Annotated in this window: 17 protein-coding genes; 8 read left to right on the top strand and 9 right to left on the bottom strand. The window is 68.6% G+C overall.

Annotated features, from left to right (window positions below; translation table 11 throughout):
• The first annotated feature begins 238 nt into the window (after positions 1-238).
• The 4 genes from NNX37_RS01100 to NNX37_RS01085 all read left to right on the top strand — a co-directional run bounded on the left by NNX37_RS01100 (position 239) and on the right by NNX37_RS01085 (position 4,494).
• The gene (locus NNX37_RS01100; protein WP_255790239.1) at positions 239-1,657 is read left to right on the top strand and encodes a S1C family serine protease; all 1,419 of its coding nucleotides are present in this window, start codon (positions 239-241) and stop codon (positions 1,655-1,657) included.
• Between the two features lie 237 nt (positions 1,658-1,894).
• Entirely contained in the window at positions 1,895-2,734 is an 840-nt protein-coding gene (locus NNX37_RS01095) for an electron transfer flavoprotein subunit beta/FixA family protein (protein ID WP_255790238.1), read from the top strand.
• Positions 2,735-2,801: 67 nt separating this feature from the next.
• On the top strand, positions 2,802-3,749 hold the full coding sequence (locus NNX37_RS01090; protein ID WP_255790237.1) for an electron transfer flavoprotein subunit alpha/FixB family protein: 948 nt from the start codon (positions 2,802-2,804) through the stop codon (positions 3,747-3,749).
• Position 3,750: 1 nt separating this feature from the next.
• Positions 3,751-4,494: a PIG-L deacetylase family protein gene (locus NNX37_RS01085; protein WP_255790236.1), complete on the top strand. Its 744-nt coding sequence runs from the start codon at positions 3,751-3,753 to the stop codon at positions 4,492-4,494.
• Positions 4,495-4,551: 57 nt separating this feature from the next.
• Here the strand turns inward: NNX37_RS01085 and NNX37_RS01080 are convergent, their stop codons facing one another.
• The 4 genes from NNX37_RS01080 to NNX37_RS01065 all read right to left on the bottom strand — a co-directional run bounded on the left by NNX37_RS01080 (position 4,552) and on the right by NNX37_RS01065 (position 7,755).
• Positions 4,552-5,352, bottom strand: a complete 801-nt coding sequence (locus NNX37_RS01080) for a class I SAM-dependent methyltransferase (RefSeq protein WP_255790229.1) — start codon at positions 5,350-5,352, stop codon at positions 4,552-4,554.
• Positions 5,353-5,367: 15 nt separating this feature from the next.
• A complete protein-coding gene (locus tag NNX37_RS01075; RefSeq protein WP_255790227.1) occupies positions 5,368-5,835 on the bottom strand; it encodes a tRNA (cytidine(34)-2'-O)-methyltransferase in 468 nt (155 codons plus the stop codon).
• A 41-nt stretch (positions 5,836-5,876) separates the two neighbouring features.
• On the bottom strand, positions 5,877-6,845 hold the full coding sequence (locus NNX37_RS01070) for a J domain-containing protein (RefSeq protein WP_255790223.1): 969 nt from the start codon (positions 6,843-6,845) through the stop codon (positions 5,877-5,879).
• Positions 6,846-7,002: 157 nt separating this feature from the next.
• Positions 7,003-7,755 carry a nucleoside/nucleotide kinase family protein gene (locus tag NNX37_RS01065; RefSeq protein ID WP_255790222.1) on the bottom strand — a complete coding sequence of 251 codons (753 nt, stop codon included), beginning with the start codon at positions 7,753-7,755 and terminating at the stop codon, positions 7,003-7,005.
• Positions 7,756-7,913: 158 nt separating this feature from the next.
• On the opposite strand from NNX37_RS01065, the gene NNX37_RS01060 reads away from it, so the two are divergent.
• The 4 genes from NNX37_RS01060 (at position 7,914) to NNX37_RS01045 (ending at position 11,899) form a co-directional block, all read left to right on the top strand.
• On the top strand, positions 7,914-9,140 hold the full coding sequence (locus NNX37_RS01060; protein ID WP_255790219.1) for a cysteine desulfurase family protein: 1,227 nt from the start codon (positions 7,914-7,916) through the stop codon (positions 9,138-9,140).
• Positions 9,137-10,288, top strand: coding sequence for a tRNA 2-thiouridine(34) synthase MnmA (gene mnmA, locus NNX37_RS01055; RefSeq protein WP_255790218.1), 1,152 nt, complete (start codon positions 9,137-9,139; stop codon positions 10,286-10,288). The genes NNX37_RS01060 and mnmA overlap by 4 nt, the downstream gene beginning before the upstream one ends.
• A 131-nt stretch (positions 10,289-10,419) precedes the next feature.
• Positions 10,420-10,797, top strand: coding sequence for a chorismate mutase (locus tag NNX37_RS01050; RefSeq protein WP_255790217.1), 378 nt, complete (start codon positions 10,420-10,422; stop codon positions 10,795-10,797).
• Positions 10,781-11,899 (top strand): uroporphyrinogen decarboxylase/cobalamine-independent methonine synthase family protein, encoded by a 1,119-nt coding sequence (locus NNX37_RS01045; RefSeq protein ID WP_255790215.1) that lies wholly within the window; start codon positions 10,781-10,783, stop codon positions 11,897-11,899. Before NNX37_RS01050 ends, NNX37_RS01045 begins: the two co-directional genes overlap by 17 nt.
• A 13-nt stretch (positions 11,900-11,912) precedes the next feature.
• Here NNX37_RS01045 and NNX37_RS01040 read toward each other — a convergent pair whose 3' ends face one another.
• From NNX37_RS01040 to NNX37_RS01020, 5 genes are read right to left on the bottom strand one after another with little or no spacing between them, the layout of a single operon-like run.
• A complete protein-coding gene (locus NNX37_RS01040; protein ID WP_255790213.1) occupies positions 11,913-12,587 on the bottom strand; it encodes a DUF4166 domain-containing protein in 675 nt (224 codons plus the stop codon).
• A 2-nt stretch (positions 12,588-12,589) separates the two neighbouring features.
• Entirely contained in the window at positions 12,590-13,882 is a 1,293-nt protein-coding gene (locus NNX37_RS01035) for a DUF58 domain-containing protein (RefSeq protein ID WP_255790212.1), read from the bottom strand.
• Positions 13,883-13,887: 5 nt separating this feature from the next.
• Positions 13,888-14,922 (bottom strand): AAA family ATPase, encoded by a 1,035-nt coding sequence (locus NNX37_RS01030; RefSeq protein WP_255790210.1) that lies wholly within the window; start codon positions 14,920-14,922, stop codon positions 13,888-13,890.
• On the bottom strand, positions 14,919-16,157 hold the full coding sequence (locus NNX37_RS01025) for a DUF4350 domain-containing protein (protein ID WP_255790207.1): 1,239 nt from the start codon (positions 16,155-16,157) through the stop codon (positions 14,919-14,921). Before NNX37_RS01025 ends, NNX37_RS01030 begins: the two co-directional genes overlap by 4 nt.
• Positions 16,154-16,864 (bottom strand): DUF4129 domain-containing protein, encoded by a 711-nt coding sequence (locus NNX37_RS01020; RefSeq protein WP_255790206.1) that lies wholly within the window; start codon positions 16,862-16,864, stop codon positions 16,154-16,156. The genes NNX37_RS01025 and NNX37_RS01020 overlap by 4 nt, the downstream gene beginning before the upstream one ends.
• Position 16,865: the final 1 nt, after the last annotated feature.

Genomic DNA, 16,865 nt, shown 5'->3' with positions numbered 1-16,865 from the left:
CGTCCAATGCCGCGTCCACCGCGTACCAGGCGGGCCAACGGTCCGTGGACGTCGGGCATGGCCGTCTGACCTGCGCTTTTGCCGCTTTCCTCGCGCATGCTGCCGGTACAACGACATTCGGGATGTTCACAGCTGATGTCCAGCAACCGTCCTCGTATGTCCCAGCTTGCACTGTCATAGTGGTAACAACACGTTGTGGCTAGACCATGGGTAAACGAACCTTGAAAGGACAACCCACATGACTGAGCAACACGGGGGAGCCGACGAGCGTCCGCTGCCTCCCCGGCCGCCCGCTCCGCCGTCGTCGTTCTCCGGCGCGGCGCAGGGGGACCAGGCCTCCACCGGCAACGGCCCCGCCGCCCACGGAGCGGCTCACGGATCGTCCCCGTACGGGTCGGCGGACCCGGGTACGGCGTTCTCCGCCCCGGCCGGCACCGCGCCGGCAGGTGAGTCCCGGTCAAAGAAGTTCGGGGCCGGAACGCTGGTGGCGGGCATGCTGCTGGCAGGGCTGTTCGGCGGCGGTGTGGCCGTGGGCGCCGGCGCCCTCATGGAGGACAGCGACACCGCCGGCTCGGCCACCCAGCCGCAGACGGTTGTGGTGAACAACGAAGACAGCGTCAATGCAGTCACGGCCGCGGCAGTGAAGGCGGCTCCGAGCGTAGTGACCATTGAAGTCGCCGCTTCGGGCAGCACCGGCACCGGGTCCGGGATCATCCTTGACGACGACGGCCATATCCTCACGAACACGCACGTGGTGACGCTCGGAGGCACCGCGGCGGACCCCGTGGTTGAAGTCCAGACATCCGACGGGCGGGTACTGACCGCCACCATCGTCGGCACGGATCCCGTATCGGACCTCGCCGTGATCAAGGTGGATGCCGACGACCTCACGCCGGCCGCCCTGGGGGACTCCGGGAAGCTGAACGTCGGGGACACCGTGATTGCCATCGGCGCGCCCCTTGGCCTGTCCGGAACCGTGACGGACGGTATCGTCTCCACGCTGAACCGCACGATCAGTGTCCAGTCCTCCGCTGCACCGGAGGAATCGGAAAGCTCCGATGAACCCGAGGACAACGGTTTCGGTTTCCGCTTCGCTCCGCCGGACGGGTCGTCGCAGAACCAGAGCGCCGCGGAGAGCTCGATTTTCCTCAACGTCATCCAGACAGACGCCGCGATCAACCACGGCAATTCCGGCGGCGCACTGGTGAACAGTGAGGGCGAAGTCATCGGCGTGAACGTTGCTATCGCTTCCGCAGCGTCGGGTTCCGCCGGTGAGGACAGCGGCAACATCGGTGTCGGATTTGCCGTCCCGATGAGCTACGCCGAGCGGGTTGCCGAGGAAATCATCGACAACGGTTCCGCTTCGCACGGCTACCTCGGCGTTTCCGTCACCCCGGCAACCGCGTCCGACTCGTCGTCGACCTTCACGGTAGGGGCCGAAGTGGCCGAGGTGGTGTCCGGTTCGCCCGGTGAAAAGGCAGGCCTGCGGGAAGGGGACGTGGTCACTTCGGTGAACGGCATCCCGGTAACCGATGCCCAGTCACTCACCGCTGCAATCCGCATGCAGCCGGCCGGCGGCAAGGCGACCATCGACTACACCCGCGGCGGCAGCGAGGACAGCGCGGACGTTACCCTCGGCGATTCAGCGAAGCAGTAGCGGCGCTGTTTCGGCAGGGCAGCGGTTAGCGGCGCTGCATCCAGCAGGACAGGAAGGGCCGCCTCCGGAAGTATCCGGAGGCGGCCCTTCGGCTGTCTGCAGGCCTTGCATTTGCACCGACGGGAAAGCCCGGCCAGTGTGTGATTAGCTTTAAACGCACCGCTCCATCGGGCGGTGCGCGTCGGCGGGAGGATTTCCAGGCCGCCGGAACCGATTTTCCTACCGGAAAGGCGCCGAATGCAGGAGTCAGCCACCCGTCCGCTGAACATTGTTGTCTTGGTCAAGCATGTCCCGGACGCGCAGTTTGACCGGCACCTCACCGGACCCGGGCACACCCTGGACCGCGCCGAGAGCATTCTCTCCGAGCTGGACGAGTATGCCCTCGAAGCCGCGCTGCAGCTGGCCGAGGCACGCGGCGGGGAGAGTGCCGGGAACCGGGTGACCGCCCTGGCCATGGGGCCGGCGGCGGCAGTCAACGCGGTGAAGAAGTCCCTGCAGATCGGCGCCTACGCCGGCGTGCATTTGGCCGACGACGCCCTCGCCGGCTCCGATGCGGCCGGTACCTCACTGGCTCTTGCCGCTGCCGTGCGTGCCGTCGCAGAGTCCAGCGGACCGGTGGATCTGGTCATCACGGGCATGGCGTCCACCGACGGTGAAACCTCGCTGGTTCCCGCCCAGCTCGCCGAACGGCTGCAGCTGGCACAGGTGACCTTTGCCTCCGAACTCGAAGTGGCCGACGTCGACGGTGCTCCGGTGGTCAAGGCCCGCCGCGACGGCGACTCCTTCACCGAGACCGTCGAGGCACCGCTGCCGGCCCTCGTCTCGGTGACGGACCAGGCCAACAGCCCGCGCTACCCGAATTTCAAGGGGATCATGGCGGCCAAGAAGAAGCCCGTCACCGTGCTGACGCTCGCCGACATCGGCGTGGACCCCGCCCAGGTGGGGCACGACGGCGCCTGGACGGCCGTAGCCGCCTCTGCGCCGCGGCCGCCGCGCTCGCAGGGAACCATCATCACCGACGACGGCACCGCCGGCGTGCAGCTGGTGGAATACCTCGCCGCCCAGAAACTCATCTAAGACTTCTCCCTGCTTTGCTTTCCGGCGCTCCGCAGGCGCCGCCGCCTACGTCCCGAAGGAGCGCATCATGGCGTCCGTCCTGGTTTTTCTTGATGTCCCAGCCCTGCCCCTGCCGCGGGCTGCCCGCGAACTGCTGACCCTTGCCGGCACCGTCGGCGAACCGGTGGTCGCCGCGGCACACCGTGCGGATCAGGCCATGCTCGATGCGCTTGCCTCCCACGGCGCCGTAAAGGTCTACGAGCCGGCAGGGGAACTGGACACCGTCCTGGTGGCCGCCAAGGCTGCCTTCCTGGCCGACGCTGCGAAGACCGAACAGCCCGCAGCCATCCTCCTGGGCAATTCCTTCGAAGACCGGGAGATCGCCGCCCGCACCGGCATCAAGCTGGGGTCCGGCGTCATCACCGATGCAGTTGCCGTGGCGCCCGATCTCGCCGTCACCAAGTCGGTGCTGGCCGGGTCCTACACATCAACGTGCCGGGTGCGGACGGGCACGCCCGTCATTACGGTCAAGGCCAACAGTGTCGAGCCCGCGCCGGCTGATCCGGCTGCCGCGGCTCCGCAGCGCGTCGAGGTGCCGCTTTCCGACGCCGGCCCTGCCGCACGGGTGACCGGCCGTTCCGGAAAGCGCGTCAGCGGACGTCCCGAACTCGCCGAGGCCCGGGTCATCGTTGCCGGGGGACGCGGCATGGACGGGAACTTCGGTCCCGTGGAGGAACTGGCGGACCTGCTCGGCGGAGCCGTGGGGGCCTCGCGTGCTGCCACGGATGCCGGCTGGATCGAACATTCCGCCCAGGTGGGACAGACCGGCAAGACGGTGTCCCCGCAGCTGTACATTTCCGCCGGCATCTCCGGCGCCATCCAGCAGAAGGCCGGCATGCAGACCGCCAAGGTCATCGTTGCGGTAAACAAGGACGCCGACGCTCCGGTGTTCGAGATCGCAGACTTCGGCATTGTCGGCGATGTGTTCTCCGTGCTGCCCCAGGCCGCCGACGAAATCCGGAAGCGCAGGGCCTAACGTGTTCCCGACGTCGGCTCCCGCCCGGGTCCTGGCCTTCGCCGCGCACCCGGACGACATCGACTTCGGCGCTGCGGGGACTTTGGCCCGCTGGGCACGCGAGGGTACGGAAATCACCTACTGCATCATGACCGCCGGCGATGCCGGCGGCTTCGACCCCGCCGACCGCTCCGTTGTCAGTGCGCTCCGCAGCGCGGAACAGCGCGAAGCAGCCCGCCAGGTGGGGGTGCAGGACATTGTGTTCCTGGGGGAGCGGGACGGCTATCTGGAGGTTAACCACGCGGTGATCGCCCGTGTGGTGGAGCAGATCCGCCGGGTGCGTCCCGACGTCGTACTCTCCCTGCATCCCGAGCGGAACTGGGACCGCCTCCAGGCGAGCCATCCGGACCATCTGGCCTGCGGCGAAATCGTCACCCGGGCGGTTTACCCTGCCGCCGAGAACCCCTTTGCCTACCCGGAACTCGCGGAGCAGGGGCTGGAAGCGTACAAGGTGCCGTGGCTGGTGTTTTACGGTGCGCCGCGCGAGCGGGAGAACATTGCCGTGGACGTCAGCTCCACGGTGGAAGTCAAACTCGCTGCCATCCGGGTCCACGCGAGTCAGCATCCGGACCTTGAGGGCATGGACGCCTCGGTCCGGCGGTTCCTGCAGGACAACGCCCGCCGCCACGGCCTGCCCGAGGGTTCAAGTGCGGAGACGTTCCACGCGGTCGGCGTGAATACCCCGGAGACCATCGCCGGGTTCTAGCGGCCTTCGGGGCCGCCGGCCGCCCCTGCCCCTGCCCCCGGACCGTGATCGGGCGGACTAGGGGCGTACGGCGGTGGCGATCAGGGTGTCGGCATTGAGTTCGAAGTCATCGCCCAGCTCTGAAAGGAACGCGGTGCGGACCCGGTCCACGGCTGCCGGGTCCTCGGGCAGCAGCATCCGGTAGCCGCCGCCGAGCACCAGCGACCAGGCGAGGGACGGACTGAGCTGGACGCGTCCGGGCGTGGCCGCCACGGTGATGTCGGTCAGGCCCAGGGACTCGAGCCAGGACGCGAGTTTCTCCGGTGTCTGAAGCCGCTGCACGTTGTCCGCTCCCGGCTGCGGAAGGGTCTCAAGCTCGGGCCGTTCCTGCAGGCAGGCTTTCCACAGCAGCTCCCTGAAGGGCTCCCAGGATCCTTCCGCCCAGGTGCTGAGGGCGAAGTGCCCCCCGCTGCGGAGCAGCGACGCGAGGTGGGCGGCGCCGGCATCCATGTCCGGCAGGAAAAACAGGGAGTAAGCGCAGACCACCGCGTCATAGGGCGCCTCGGCCGTCCACGCCGTGATATCGGCCTGCGCCAGATAGACGTTACTGAGTGCGAGGGTGTCTGCCTTGGCCTGGGTCAGGGACAGCATCCGGGCGCTGAGATCCACCCCGTCGACGAGGCCGTCGGGGCCGGCGAACTGGGCGGCCGGAATGGTGGTGGCACCGCTGCCGCAGCCGGCGTCCAGGACCCGGTCACCGAGGGCGATGTCCGCCGCCGCCACGAGGGCGTTTCCCATGGGATTCCAGAGCGAAGGTGCGAGCCGCTCGAAGTCGGCGGCGCCGTCGTCGAACGCGTTGCCGAGGTGGAGTTCAGGCATGGGAAGTGTCCTTCGCTAGAGCTGGGCACCGGCGAAGCCGTGCTGGCGCCAGGCTTCGTAGACGGCTATGGAGGCGGAATTTGCCAGGTTCAGGGAGCGCAGGGTCGGCAGCATGGGCAGCCGGACCCGGGCGGTGACATGCGGATCCTTCTTCACCTCGTCCGAAAGCCCGACCGATTCGCGGCCGAACATCAGGACGTCTCCGGCGCGATACTCGACATCCGTGTAGGACGTGTCGCCGTCCGAGGTGAAGGCATAAACGCGTTCGGGCTGCAGGGCCTCCCAGGCATCCTGCAGGCTCGCGTGGACATGCAGGACGGCAAGGTCATGGTAGTCCAGGCCGGCGCGGCGCAGTTTGGAATCCTCCAGGCTGAAGCCGAGGGGCTCAACCAGATGGAGTTCGGCGCCTGTGATGGCGGCAAGGCGAATGGCGTTTCCGGTGTTACCGGGGATTTCAGGGGAGTGGAAAAGGATACGGAACACAGCCCCATCCTATGCCCGGCGCCGGTGCCCGGGAGCATCCGTCACCGGGTGGACGCGTCGATCAACGGTGCCAGCACCGGCAGCTGGACGGTGTTCGGCTGTGGGCCCTCGGCAAAGAACCGGCGTAGTTCCCGCAGCAGGCCGCCCGGGTTCGCGATGTGCAGCGTGGCGGGTGCTGACCGGCTCAGCGTCGGCGGGTAATCGACGATGGGCTCGAAGGGGTTGCCGTTGGGGCTGTGGAGGACAAGCCAGCCAGTGGCGTTGCACTCGGGAAAACGGGTCTGGAGGGTACGCACTGCATCGGCCAGCCGCAGGGTGGAAACCTCCCGGCCCCTGTGCAGCAGATGGTGTCCGTCCCACCGGTAGTTGCCGGGTGAAGCCATCAGCGACCCCAGGACGGCCATGCGGTAGCCGCCCAGCATTACGTGGCCGACGTCGAGGTTGCCGCCGCGCGGGCCCGCGTCCGGAATATGGAGGCCGTTGACCAGGCGCGCGGCCGGGTATTCATCCAGGAGCTCACGCTCCAGCAGACGGATGGTCCGGTTTTCCGCGTCGAAGCGTCCGGCGGCATTGGAACCTATCCGCGCGAGGAAACCCGGACGGCGCGGTACGCCGTGGACCTGCTGCCCGGCCAGGGTGAGGGGGATGAGGGGAGGATTCTTCGGGGAGAAGTCGGGGACGAAGACCGGCGGCCGGTCCAGATCCGCGGCGGTCCGTTCCGGCGCGGAGCGGGGCCCCGCGGCCCGGCTGGCAGGGCGGCCTGCGCCGGTGCCGCTGTCCGCGGCCGCAGCGCCTGTGCCCCGGGCGAGCCGGTGATCATACGAGGCCTTTTGCCGCGGGTCCGAGAGCACCCGGTACGCTTCCATGACCCGGTGGAAGCGCTCGCTCGTGCCGCCCTGATCCGGGTGGGCGCTGCGGGCGGCTTTCCGGTAGGCGGTCTTGATTTCGACCGCCGATGCCGCGGGCGTCAGGCCCAGGACCTCGTAGAGCGTCGGGTCTGACGGGCTCAAAGCGGTTCCTCTCGGGGGCGGGTTCGGCTGCGTGAGGCAAGTCTACCGGTCGTCCCTGCGCCGCGGCCTGGGCGGGGAGGGCTATTCGGGCAGATGAATTCTCCGCGCCAATGAGTGTCCGGGACGGCCGTGCGTGAGGAGCTTTCCAGGCGTGCGGTCACCCTTGCTTCCGGTAGCCGGCGCCGCTCCCGTTGATCACCCGCAGCGTGTCCGCGCGGCTGTTGTCCAGCACCAGGTCCGCCCGTGCGGCGGGGTTCGCCGCAGCGAAATAGAGCTGTTGTCCGCCGACATACCGGTCCTTGCCCGGAGTCAGCACGCCGGCCTGCCGGGGACCCGTCCCTGTGCCGTCCCTGGCTGCCATACGTGCAGCCGTCACATCGAACGGCACATCCAGGAACACGGAGAAGTCCCAATAGTGACGGAGCTCCTCCCGGTGCAGGAAAAGCCCGTCGATAAGCACTACGGCATCCTTTGCGGCCATCACGGGTTCGGGATCCAGGACCGCGTCCGTGGAGAGGTCGTGGCCGCGGTCCCGGAACGCGGCGGCGCCGGAGGCCAGGGGCGCCAGGACGTACTCTGTGAACTGGTCCAGGTTGTAGGAATCCAGCCAGAAACCTTCCGGCGAGCAGCGTCCACGCCGGTGCCGGACCACACGTACATGGTGGAAGTCATCCGTGCCGACCCGCAGAATTTGCCGGCCAGCAGCACCGCCGGCGGAACTAAGGGCAACCGCAAGGTCATCCGCGAAGGTGGTTTTACCTGCTCCGTCCACACCGTCGACTGCTACCAGCAGACGCCTGCCCGGCCGCCGGGACAGCAACAGCACGGCCAGATCCGACATCACTGCGTTCCGTTTCCGCGCAGGGTGCGGGTGCAGAACCTGCCGGGTCACCGGATCATGAGGCTGCATCGGGTCAGTCTGCCACGACTCCCCGTCCCGGAAGGGTCACGGAATAAGCGGGTCTCGGGAGCAGCCAGGGGCCTGTGGTGCAGCGGTCAGGCTGGACCGTCAGGAAAATCGCAGCCACCCGAATCGGTTACCGGAGCCGAGGCGGCTAGAATTGGCTGGTGCCCGTGTATCTAGATCACGCGGCGACCACGCCGATCTCGGCTTCGGCCCTCGCCGCACTCACCTCAGAACTCAGCCGCAGCGGCAACCCTTCGTCGCTGCACGGTTCGGGCCGCCGCGCCCGAATGGTGGTGGAAGACTCCCGGGAAATCCTGGCCGCTGCTGCAGGCTGCCATCCCTCCGAGATCATTTTCACCTCCGGCGGCACCGAAGCGGACAACCTCGCCGTCAAGGGACTTTTCTGGGCCCGGCGCGACGCCGATCCGGTGCGCAACCGGATCCTGGTCTCCGGCATCGAACACCATGCAGTGCTGGACGCCGTCGAATGGCTGGAGAAACACGAAGGCGCGGTGCCGGTCTGGATTCCGGTGGACAGCGACGGCGTCATTTCCCTCGAGGCCATCCGCCGGGAACTCGAGGCCAATGCGGACAGTACGGCGCTGCTCACCGCCATGTGGGCGAACAACGAAGTCGGTACCGTCCAGGACATCCGCGCGATCGCTTCCCTGGCCCACGAATACGGTGTGCCCGTGCATTCGGATGCGGTCCAGGCTTTCGGTGCGCTGCCCATCGGCTTCCGTGCCGCCGGCCTGGACACGATGGCCCTCAGCGCCCATAAGATCGGCGGTCCGGTGGGCGTAGGGGCGCTCGTCGTGGGCCGGTCAGTGAAGCTGACTCCCGTGCAGCACGGCGGCGGGCAGGAACGCGATATCCGCTCCGGAACCCTGGACACCGCAGGAATCGCAGCCTTCGCTGCCGCAGCGCAGGATGCGACCGAGCACCTTGCGGACGAGTCCGAACGCCTGCGCACCCTGCGGAACTACCTCATCACCGGCGTGGAGCGGGCCATTCCGGAGGCCGTCCTGCGCGGGGCACGTGACGACGACGGCGGAGGGCGCCGCCTGCCGGGCAACGCCCACTTCACGTTCCCCGGCTGCGAGGGGGATTCGCTGCTCTTTTTGCTGGATCTGGCCGGCGTCGAGTCCTCGACGGGGTCCGCCTGCACGGCCGGCGTCCCGCGCCCCTCGCACGTACTCCTGGCGATGGGACTGACCGAAACCGAGGCTCGCGGGGCCCAGCGGTTCAGCCTCGGGCATACAACGACCGCCGAAGACGTTGACACTTTGTTGCAGGCACTTCCAGAAGCATATGAGCGGGCCAAGAAGGCCGGCATGGCCGGACACGTAAGCAGCATCCAGACAGCAGGAACAGGTTTTACTTCATGAAGGTTTTGGCAGCAATGAGTGGCGGAGTCGACTCCGCCGTGGCCGCGGCACGGGCAGTTGAGGCCGGACACGACGTCGTCGGCGTCCACCTGGCGCTGTCCCGGATGCCGGGCACCCTGCGTACCGGCAGCCGCGGCTGCTGCACCATCGAGGACTCACGGGACGCCTGGCGCGCCTGCGACATCCTCGGCATCCCCTACTACGTCTGGGACTTCTCCGAGCGGTTCAAGGAAGACGTCGTGGACGACTTCGTGGCCGAATACGCCGCCGGCCGCACCCCCAACCCCTGCATGCGCTGCAACGAACGGATCAAGTTCGCCGCCCTGCTGGAAAAGGCGCTGGCGCTGGGCTTCGACGCCGTGTGCACCGGCCACTATGCCAAGGTGATCACCAACGCCGAGGGCGATCCGGAGCTGCACCGTGCCGCCGACTGGGCCAAGGACCAGTCCTACGTGCTGGGTGTGCTCACGGAAGAGCAGCTGCGCCACTGCATGTTCCCGCTGGCCGAAACGCCGTCCAAGGCCGAGGTCCGGGCCGAGGCCGAGCGCCGCGGCCTGTCCGTGGCCAACAAGCCGGACAGCCATGACATCTGCTTCATTCCCGACGGCGACACCCGCGGCTGGCTTGAAGAGCGGATCGACATGACCGAGGGCGACATTGTCGATGAGACGGGCGAGAAGCTCGGTACCCATCCCGGCGCCAATGCGTTCACCGTGGGCCAGCGCCGCGGCCTGAAGCTGGGCACGCCCGCCGCGGACGGCAAGCCCCGCTTCGTCCTGGAGATCCGGCCCAAGGAAAACAAGGTTGTGGTCGGGCCCGAGCAGCTGTTGAACATCGACCAGATGCGCGGAATCAAGATTTCGTGGGCGGGACGTCCCATCCCCGAGATCGCCGCCCGGACGAAGTTCGACTGCAGGGTCCAGGTGCGGGCGCACGGAGACCCCGTGGCAGCCACCGGCTGGATGGAAGACGTCACCGATGACGCCACCGGAGACCTCCGTGAGGAGCTTGTGGTCCGCCTGACGGAACCCATGCGCGGAGTTGCCCCCGGCCAGTCCATGGTGCTCTACCAGGGCACCCGTGTGCTGGGCCAGGCGACCATCGACTCGGCGCGTTCCCTGGAATGGAACCCGGCCGCCGTCGCCTAGCCGGTCCCGGAACACCTGGCGCCGGGTTCCGTTTGGGGATCGCGGTCGGGCTGTTTCGCAAAACCCGCGTAACCTGCTCCGGGCAGGGAACCGGGTCCACCTAAACTGGACCAATGAGCCATACAGGACCAATGAGCGAATCACCCGACGAAGACTTTGATCCGCGGGCAAGTTCCCTTTCCGGGAAGGTTGCCGAGGACGTGATGGAAGAGCTGCTTGCCATGCGCAGCAGCATCGACAACATCGACGCGACCCTTGTGTACCTCCTCGCCGAGCGTTTCAAGGCAACCCAGCGGGTGGGCCACCTGAAGGCGGAGCACCATCTGCCGCCCGCCGATCCGGGACGGGAAGTGGCCCAGATTGCCCGCCTGCGCCGCCTCGCCGAGGACGCGCACCTCGACCCTGCCTTCGCGGAGAAGTTCCTGAACTTCATCATCAGCGAGGTAATCCGCCACCATCAGGCGATTTCCCAGACCCGCAACGGCGGAACAGATGCCGCAGGGGCCTGAACCGGATCAGGGGCCGGCAGCTCCGGAAGCCCCCTCCCGCCCTGAAGCGCGCAACGGCCTGGTCACCGCGACGGCGGCGGGCAGCTGGCCGGGGACGGATCCGGTCGAATCCAGCCGGGTGGTCCGCGGCGAGCTGGGTGATCCGCATCTGCCCTTCCTGGTGGAACTGCCGCAGCGCGGTCCCGGCGCGGACGCGCTGGGACGCAGTGCCTCCCTGCTGGTGGATCTTTTCGTGGACATCCAGCCGCATGGCTGGCGCCTGGTGGAACGCCCGGGCAAGGACCACCGCCGCGCGGTTTCCCTGCTGGCCCAGGACCTGAACGTCCTGGCGGACGTCATCGGCGCGGAGGAACGTACCGGCGAGGCATTGAAAATCTCCCTCCGCGGGCCGCTCTCGCTTGCCGCGAACCTGTATCTGCACAACGGTGAGCGGGCGCTGTCCGACGCCGGAGCCCGCCGGGACATGGTCCAGTCGTTCACCGCCGGGATCGGGGACTACGTGGCCCGTGCGGCGTCGTCGGCCCCCGGGGCGCGGATCACGGTGCAGATCGAGGAACCGGACATTGCCGCCGTCCTGGCCGGCGGAATCCCCACGGCCAGCGGGTACCGCACCCTCCGGTCCGTACCCTCCTCCGAGGTCTCCGGCGCCTGGCACCAGGTCTGTGACGCAGTCGAGGCGGTGGGCGCGGACGCAGTCTTTTCCCTGCCCCGGGCAGAAGGCTTCGGTCCGCTCCGGTCCGGTACGCAGTCTCCGTTTGAACTGGCACTGGGGGCCGGTGCGCAGGGCGCGGCCCTGGCAGCGGACGGGCTGGACGCCCGGGACTGGGAAGGCATTGCCGAGGCCGTCGAAAGCGGCCGGCGGATCTGGCTGGGTATGCTGCCCGTGCCGGCAGCCGGAACCGAACTGCCCCAGGTGAGCGCCCTGGTGGAGCGGGTGCTGCGGCCCTGGCGGAAACTGGGGCTGTCGCTGCAGGACCTGCCCGCGCTTCGGCTCACGCCGTCAGCTGGCCTCGCCGAGTTGTCTCCGGAGGCAGCGCGGAAGGTCCTGGCACGCCTTACACAAACGGCTTCCGCCCTGGACCAGGTGGTCGCCGAGGCCTAGCCGGATCACCGCGCTAGGTGCGGTGCTGCCAGCGTTCGGGTTCGACGCCGGCCGGCAGGGTGCCGTCGAATCCGCGGTATGTGTAGCTAAAGGCGCCGTCGTATTCGAAGACGGTGCCGACCTGACGCTGGATCACCCGGGTACGGATCCGGAACTGTTGCTGCTGCGGGTCCCACCACTGTTCCACCTGCGCGTCGGCACCCGCGACGCGGGGGAGGGGCAGCCGCAGCGGGCCCAGGAAGAGCCTGCTGCCCGGCGAATTCATGTGCAGGTGCCCGTCCTCCGTGACCCGCAGCACCAGGTCCGTTGCGAGGTTGCGCCGCCGTCCGAGATAGTCGGTCAGCGTTCCGGGGCCGGTCAGCACCGTGGTGTCTTCGAAGATCCGGCGCCGGCCGGGAAAATCAAAGCTGCGGACGGCGGTCAGTGCAGGCCTGCCCCACGGGTCGCGGTGCGGAAAGTTGCGGACGGAGAAGGGGACCGAGGTTCCGAACTCCGGGAAGAACGCGTTGGACACCGGAACCAGCGGCAGCAGCGGCCGCAGCCAGGGCCGCGGACAGCCGGCCCGGAGGAAGACGCCGTTGCCTTCCCCGAACCGGCCGCTGTCCGCCCCCAGGCTGAAATACTGCTGCAGCTCCGGCTGCAGGCGTTGAAAACGGGGCCCCAGGACCTGCCGGTACACGGAGTCCACGGCTACAGCCTTCCGGTGGCCTTGAGCCGCAGATACATGTCTGCCAGTTTCGGGGCCAGTTCGTGCGGCGGCTCGTCCACGACTTCCGCGCCCATGGAACGCAGCTGCGCGCTGACGGCAGCCCGGTCCAGGAGTGCCCGCTCGGCGGCAGCGGCACGGAAGACCGCCGGCGTCGTTCCGCCGCCGCTGCGCAGCTCGTCCAGGCCCGGATCCCGGACGGAGGCAACCACCACCACATGCTTTTCCAGCAGCCGGGGCAGGACCTGGACCAACCCTTCCTCGACAGCGCCGGAATCCAGCGCGGAGATGAGGACCACCAGCGAGCGGCGCGCGGTCACGGCCTGCACTGCTCCGGGCAGCAGGGAGAAGTCCGCCTCAATGAGTTCGGGCTCCAGCGGAGCCACGGCCGAAACGAGCCGGCTCAGCAGATTTTCCCGGCCGCCGGAGTCCACGCGTGCCCGGATCCGCCGGTCAAAGGCCAGGAAGTCCACCCGGTCCCCGCCGCTGCGGGCCAGCACTGCCAGGAGCAGGGTGGCTTCGATGCCGGTGTCCAGGCGGGGTTCGTCTTCGATCCGGGCAGCCGACGTCCGGGAGGTATCCAGCGCAATGACCACCCGGCGGTCGCGTTCCGGACGCCAGGTCCGCACCACGGTGTCCTGGCGCCGGGCGGTGGCTCGCCAGTCGATGGAACGGACATCGTCTCCGCGGACGTATTCGCGCAGGGAGTCGAATTCGGTTCCGGCCCCGCGGAGCTGCACCGAGGTGTTGCCGTCCAGCTCCCTCAGCCGGCGCAGTTTGGAGGGCAGATGCCGTTTCGAATGGAAGGGAGGCAGTACGCGGATTTCCCCCGGCACCGGGAGGGTCCGCTGGCGCGCCGCCAGCCCCAGCGGCCCGAAACTGCGCACCGCCACATGCCCGCTCGTCAGGATTCCGCGGCGGGCAGGTTCCAGCAGGACGTCCATGGTCCGGGCTTCACCGGCGGGGACAGTTGTACGCTGCTGCGGGTTCCGGGCGCCGGCGGAGGGCTGCCAGCCGTCGCGGACCACGGCCCGCAGGCGGCGCCCGGCATCATTGCGCAGGACCAGGGTTCCCACCGCGGTTTCGCTCAGCCGCACGCTGTCCGGCAGCCTGCGCTCCACCCTCAGCCGCCGCGGCGGGGCAGCCAGCAGCAGGTCCAGTCCGGCAGCGGCTGCCAGGAAAGCCAGCCACAGCAGGATGGACGCGGCACCGGGATACAGGACGACGGCGACGGAGCCCAGGAGCGCCAGCAGGACAAACCGGCCCGAAACAGCCATCAGCGCTACCGCGGAACCGGCACGGTGGCGAGGATGCTTCCCAGCACGTTGTCTACGTTGACCCCGTCCATCTGGGCTTCGGGGCGAAGCGCCACGCGGTGCCGCAGGGCGGGAAGGGTCAGCGCCTTGACATCGTCGGGGGTGACGAAGGTTCGTCCCGAGAGCCAGGCCCAGGCCCGGGCAGTATTCAGGAGGGCCGTGGCTCCGCGCGGCGACACCCCCAGCTGGAACGACGGCGCCGCGCGCGTCGCGCGCACGACGTCCACGATGTAGGCAAGGACCTCGGGGGCCACGGCGACGCGGGCGACTGCTTCGCGGGCCAGCTCCAGGTCCCGGGCGGAAGCCACCGCACGGACGCCCGCTGCGGCCAGGTTCCGGGGATCAAAGCCGCTGCTGTGCCTGCGGATCACTTCGATCTCATCGTCCCGGCCTGGAAGGTCAAGCGTCATTTTCAGCAGGAAGCGGTCCAGCTGGGCTTCGGGGAGCGGATAGGTACCCTCGTATTCCACCGGGTTCTGCGTTGCCGCAACAATGAACGGTTCCGGCAGGGGACGGGTGACGCCGTCCACGGTCACCTGGCGTTCCTCCATGGCTTCCAGCAGGGAGGCCTGCGTCTTGGGCGGGGTGCGGTTGATTTCATCTGCGAGCAGGATGTTGGTGAACACCGGCCCCTCCCGGAAGGAGAATTCAGAGGATCGGTTGTCATAGATCAGGGAACCGGTGACGTCGCCGGGCATCAGGTCCGGAGTGAACTGGACCCGCTTGGTGTCCAGATCCAGTGCCGCGGAAAGGCTCCGGACCAGCAGCGTCTTGGCCACGCCGGGCACCCCTTCGAGCAGTACGTGCCCCCTGGCCAGCAGGGCAATAATCAGCCCGGTGACGGCCGCATCCTGGCCAACCACGGCCTTGGCCACTTCCCGGCGGACCTGTGCGAGGGCTGCACGGACGGGATCCTCTTCCGGGGGAAGGGGCGGAGCCTGGGCGGTGCCGTTGGCCGCTCCGGAGGGCGCGGGTGCATACGGTTCGTACTGCTGGTTCATGATGAAGTGGCCTCTTCCTCTAGGTCTTTCAGGTCCTGGGCCCAGTGCACGAGTTCCGCGCCGGTTCCGGGCAGTCGTTGGTTGAGCAGATAGTCGGTCGCGGGATAGCTCCGGCCGGAGGCGCCTGCCGCCGCACGCGTTACGTCGTCGGCGGTGGCTCCCGGGCCTAGCCGCAGATGCGCGGCCAGCCGGGTCATGGCCGCGGCACGCAGGGTTGCGGCCGCATGGCCGACGGATTTGCTGTCCTGGTAAAGGCGGGCCCGGCCCTCGGCGGTTTCCGCGGCATGGACGATCACGGGCAGGGGCTCCTCGACCAGCGGGCCAAGCCTGCGGCCGCGCCAGAATGCTGCCAAGGCGGCGACCAGCAGGAACCAGAAGAGGAGCGGATTCACCCACGGGGGCAGGAAGGAGAAGGGATCGACGGGTGCTTCGGACGGGGGAACGTCGAAGGGGCCGGCCTGGTACCACACCAGAGTTTCGTCCGCGCCGAGGGTGCGGAGGGCCAGGGCAGCGTTGCCCTTGAGGTCAAGGGTTTCGTTGGAGAGCAGGTCCGCGCTGCCCAGCACCACAGTGGATCCGCCCTTGGTAGCCGCGTAGGAACCTGCGGCGTCGGCCCCCTGGCTGCCGGGTGCCGGGAAGCAGGTGACGGGCCCCCGGTAGGTCTTGCCGCCGGCCTCGATGGTGCCGGCGGCCTCCGCGTCGTCGTTGGTGCAGTCGGCGTCGAGCCGGTGGAGGGCGGGATCCTGGGGGAGGAGCCCGGCGGAAAGGATCTGCGGGGCCAGATCGGCCAGCTGCTCAAAGGACGGCTCCACCAGCACCACCCGGCCGGCCTCGTCGGCCAGGTCCTTGCGCTGCTCACTGCTGAGGAAGCCGGAGGGATCAAGGAACAGCAAAGTGGCCCCGGGATTGTCTGCCAGGGCAGCCTGTGCCTGTGCCAGCTGCTCGTAGTGCTGCACGTCCACACCCTGGCCCGCCAGAATCTCGGCGGCGGCCATGGCACCGTCCGGAGCCGGATTGGCGGGGGACAGTGCGCTGGTGTCCTGATCCGTGCGCCCCCAGACCGAGGCGAGGACCACCGCGCACAGCAGCAGGACAAGCAGAAGCGGGACCCGGTGCCGGCGCAGCCAGCCCGTAACCCGGCTGCGGGCCGCCGGCGGATGCAGTCCGTCGCCGCCCGCCCCGTTCCGGCTCTCCGATTCGGGGACGGCTTCCTTTTCACCGGCAGCCACGCTCATTTCGGCACCGCCAGCACGGGTTCGTCCGTTTCGGAGGACGAGGGACGGGCGGTTTCCAGAGCAGTGTCCAGGGCCTGTGCACGGAGGCAGTCGGCTTCGTCCGCGCTCCCCTTGCCGTAGAGGACCTCGTCAAAGAGCTGCCGCAGCCCCATGATCTCCGAACGGTATTCCGGGAAGGCGGTTGCCAGACGGGCGCCCGCTTCGGCTGCAGTCCGGGCGGGCCGGGCATCGAAGATGACGCGTTCCTCCGCCGAACGGACCATGGCCCGGAAATGCTCGGCCACGGCGTCGTTCCAGCGGCGCCCGGCCGCAGCCTGTTCCGCGCGGGCACGGTGGTCCGAGGCCCGCTCCACCACGTCGTCGGCAAAGACCTCGGTCCGCTTCCGGACAGAGGCGTTCAGCCGCGGACGGATGATCAGGACAGCGACAGCCACCAGGACGACGGCGGCCAGCACCAGTACCAGGACACCCGGCCCGACGCCCAGGCCGTCCGCATCCTGGAGCATATCGTTCAGCCAAGCGCTCACGTGCTCCCAAAGACGGTCAAGCAGGCCCGGTTTGGCGTCTTCGTAGACCCGCTTCGCCAGCTCGTCCCGGGCCCATTCCCGTGCCTGGTCCGTATCCGGTTCGATCGGGGCATCGGGGTCCAGCGTGCCGGGGAACCGATCCGCTGCCGGACCCGCCGGCAAACGCGCAGAGGACAGCATC

It is taken from the genome of Arthrobacter zhaoxinii, assembly GCF_024385505.1.
Lineage (GTDB): Bacteria > Actinomycetota > Actinomycetes > Actinomycetales > Micrococcaceae > Arthrobacter_B > Arthrobacter_B zhaoxinii.
This window is presented reverse-complemented; position numbering and strand designations above follow the sequence as displayed.

What these genes read in the sequence shown, in the direction of transcription:
- NNX37_RS01100 (WP_255790239.1), top strand. Translation starts at nt 239, where the DNA reads ATGACTGAGCAACACGGGGGAGCCGACGAGCGTCCGCTGCCTCCCCGG.
- NNX37_RS01095 (WP_255790238.1), top strand. Translation starts at nt 1,895, where the DNA reads ATGCAGGAGTCAGCCACCCGTCCGCTGAACATTGTTGTCTTGGTCAAG.
- NNX37_RS01090 (WP_255790237.1), top strand. Translation starts at nt 2,802, where the DNA reads ATGGCGTCCGTCCTGGTTTTTCTTGATGTCCCAGCCCTGCCCCTGCCG.
- NNX37_RS01080 (WP_255790229.1), bottom strand. Translation starts at nt 5,352, where the DNA reads ATGCCTGAACTCCACCTCGGCAACGCGTTCGACGACGGCGCCGCCGAC.
- NNX37_RS01065 (WP_255790222.1), bottom strand. Translation starts at nt 7,755, where the DNA reads ATGCAGCCTCATGATCCGGTGACCCGGCAGGTTCTGCACCCGCACCCT.
- mnmA (WP_255790218.1), top strand. Translation starts at nt 9,137, where the DNA reads ATGAAGGTTTTGGCAGCAATGAGTGGCGGAGTCGACTCCGCCGTGGCC.
- NNX37_RS01050 (WP_255790217.1), top strand. Translation starts at nt 10,420, where the DNA reads ATGAGCGAATCACCCGACGAAGACTTTGATCCGCGGGCAAGTTCCCTT.
- NNX37_RS01045 (WP_255790215.1), top strand. Translation starts at nt 10,781, where the DNA reads ATGCCGCAGGGGCCTGAACCGGATCAGGGGCCGGCAGCTCCGGAAGCC.
- NNX37_RS01035 (WP_255790212.1), bottom strand. Translation starts at nt 13,882, where the DNA reads ATGGCTGTTTCGGGCCGGTTTGTCCTGCTGGCGCTCCTGGGCTCCGTC.
- NNX37_RS01030 (WP_255790210.1), bottom strand. Translation starts at nt 14,922, where the DNA reads ATGAACCAGCAGTACGAACCGTATGCACCCGCGCCCTCCGGAGCGGCC.
- NNX37_RS01025 (WP_255790207.1), bottom strand. Translation starts at nt 16,157, where the DNA reads ATGAGCGTGGCTGCCGGTGAAAAGGAAGCCGTCCCCGAATCGGAGAGC.
- NNX37_RS01020 (WP_255790206.1), bottom strand. Translation starts at nt 16,864, where the DNA reads ATGCTGTCCTCTGCGCGTTTGCCGGCGGGTCCGGCAGCGGATCGGTTC.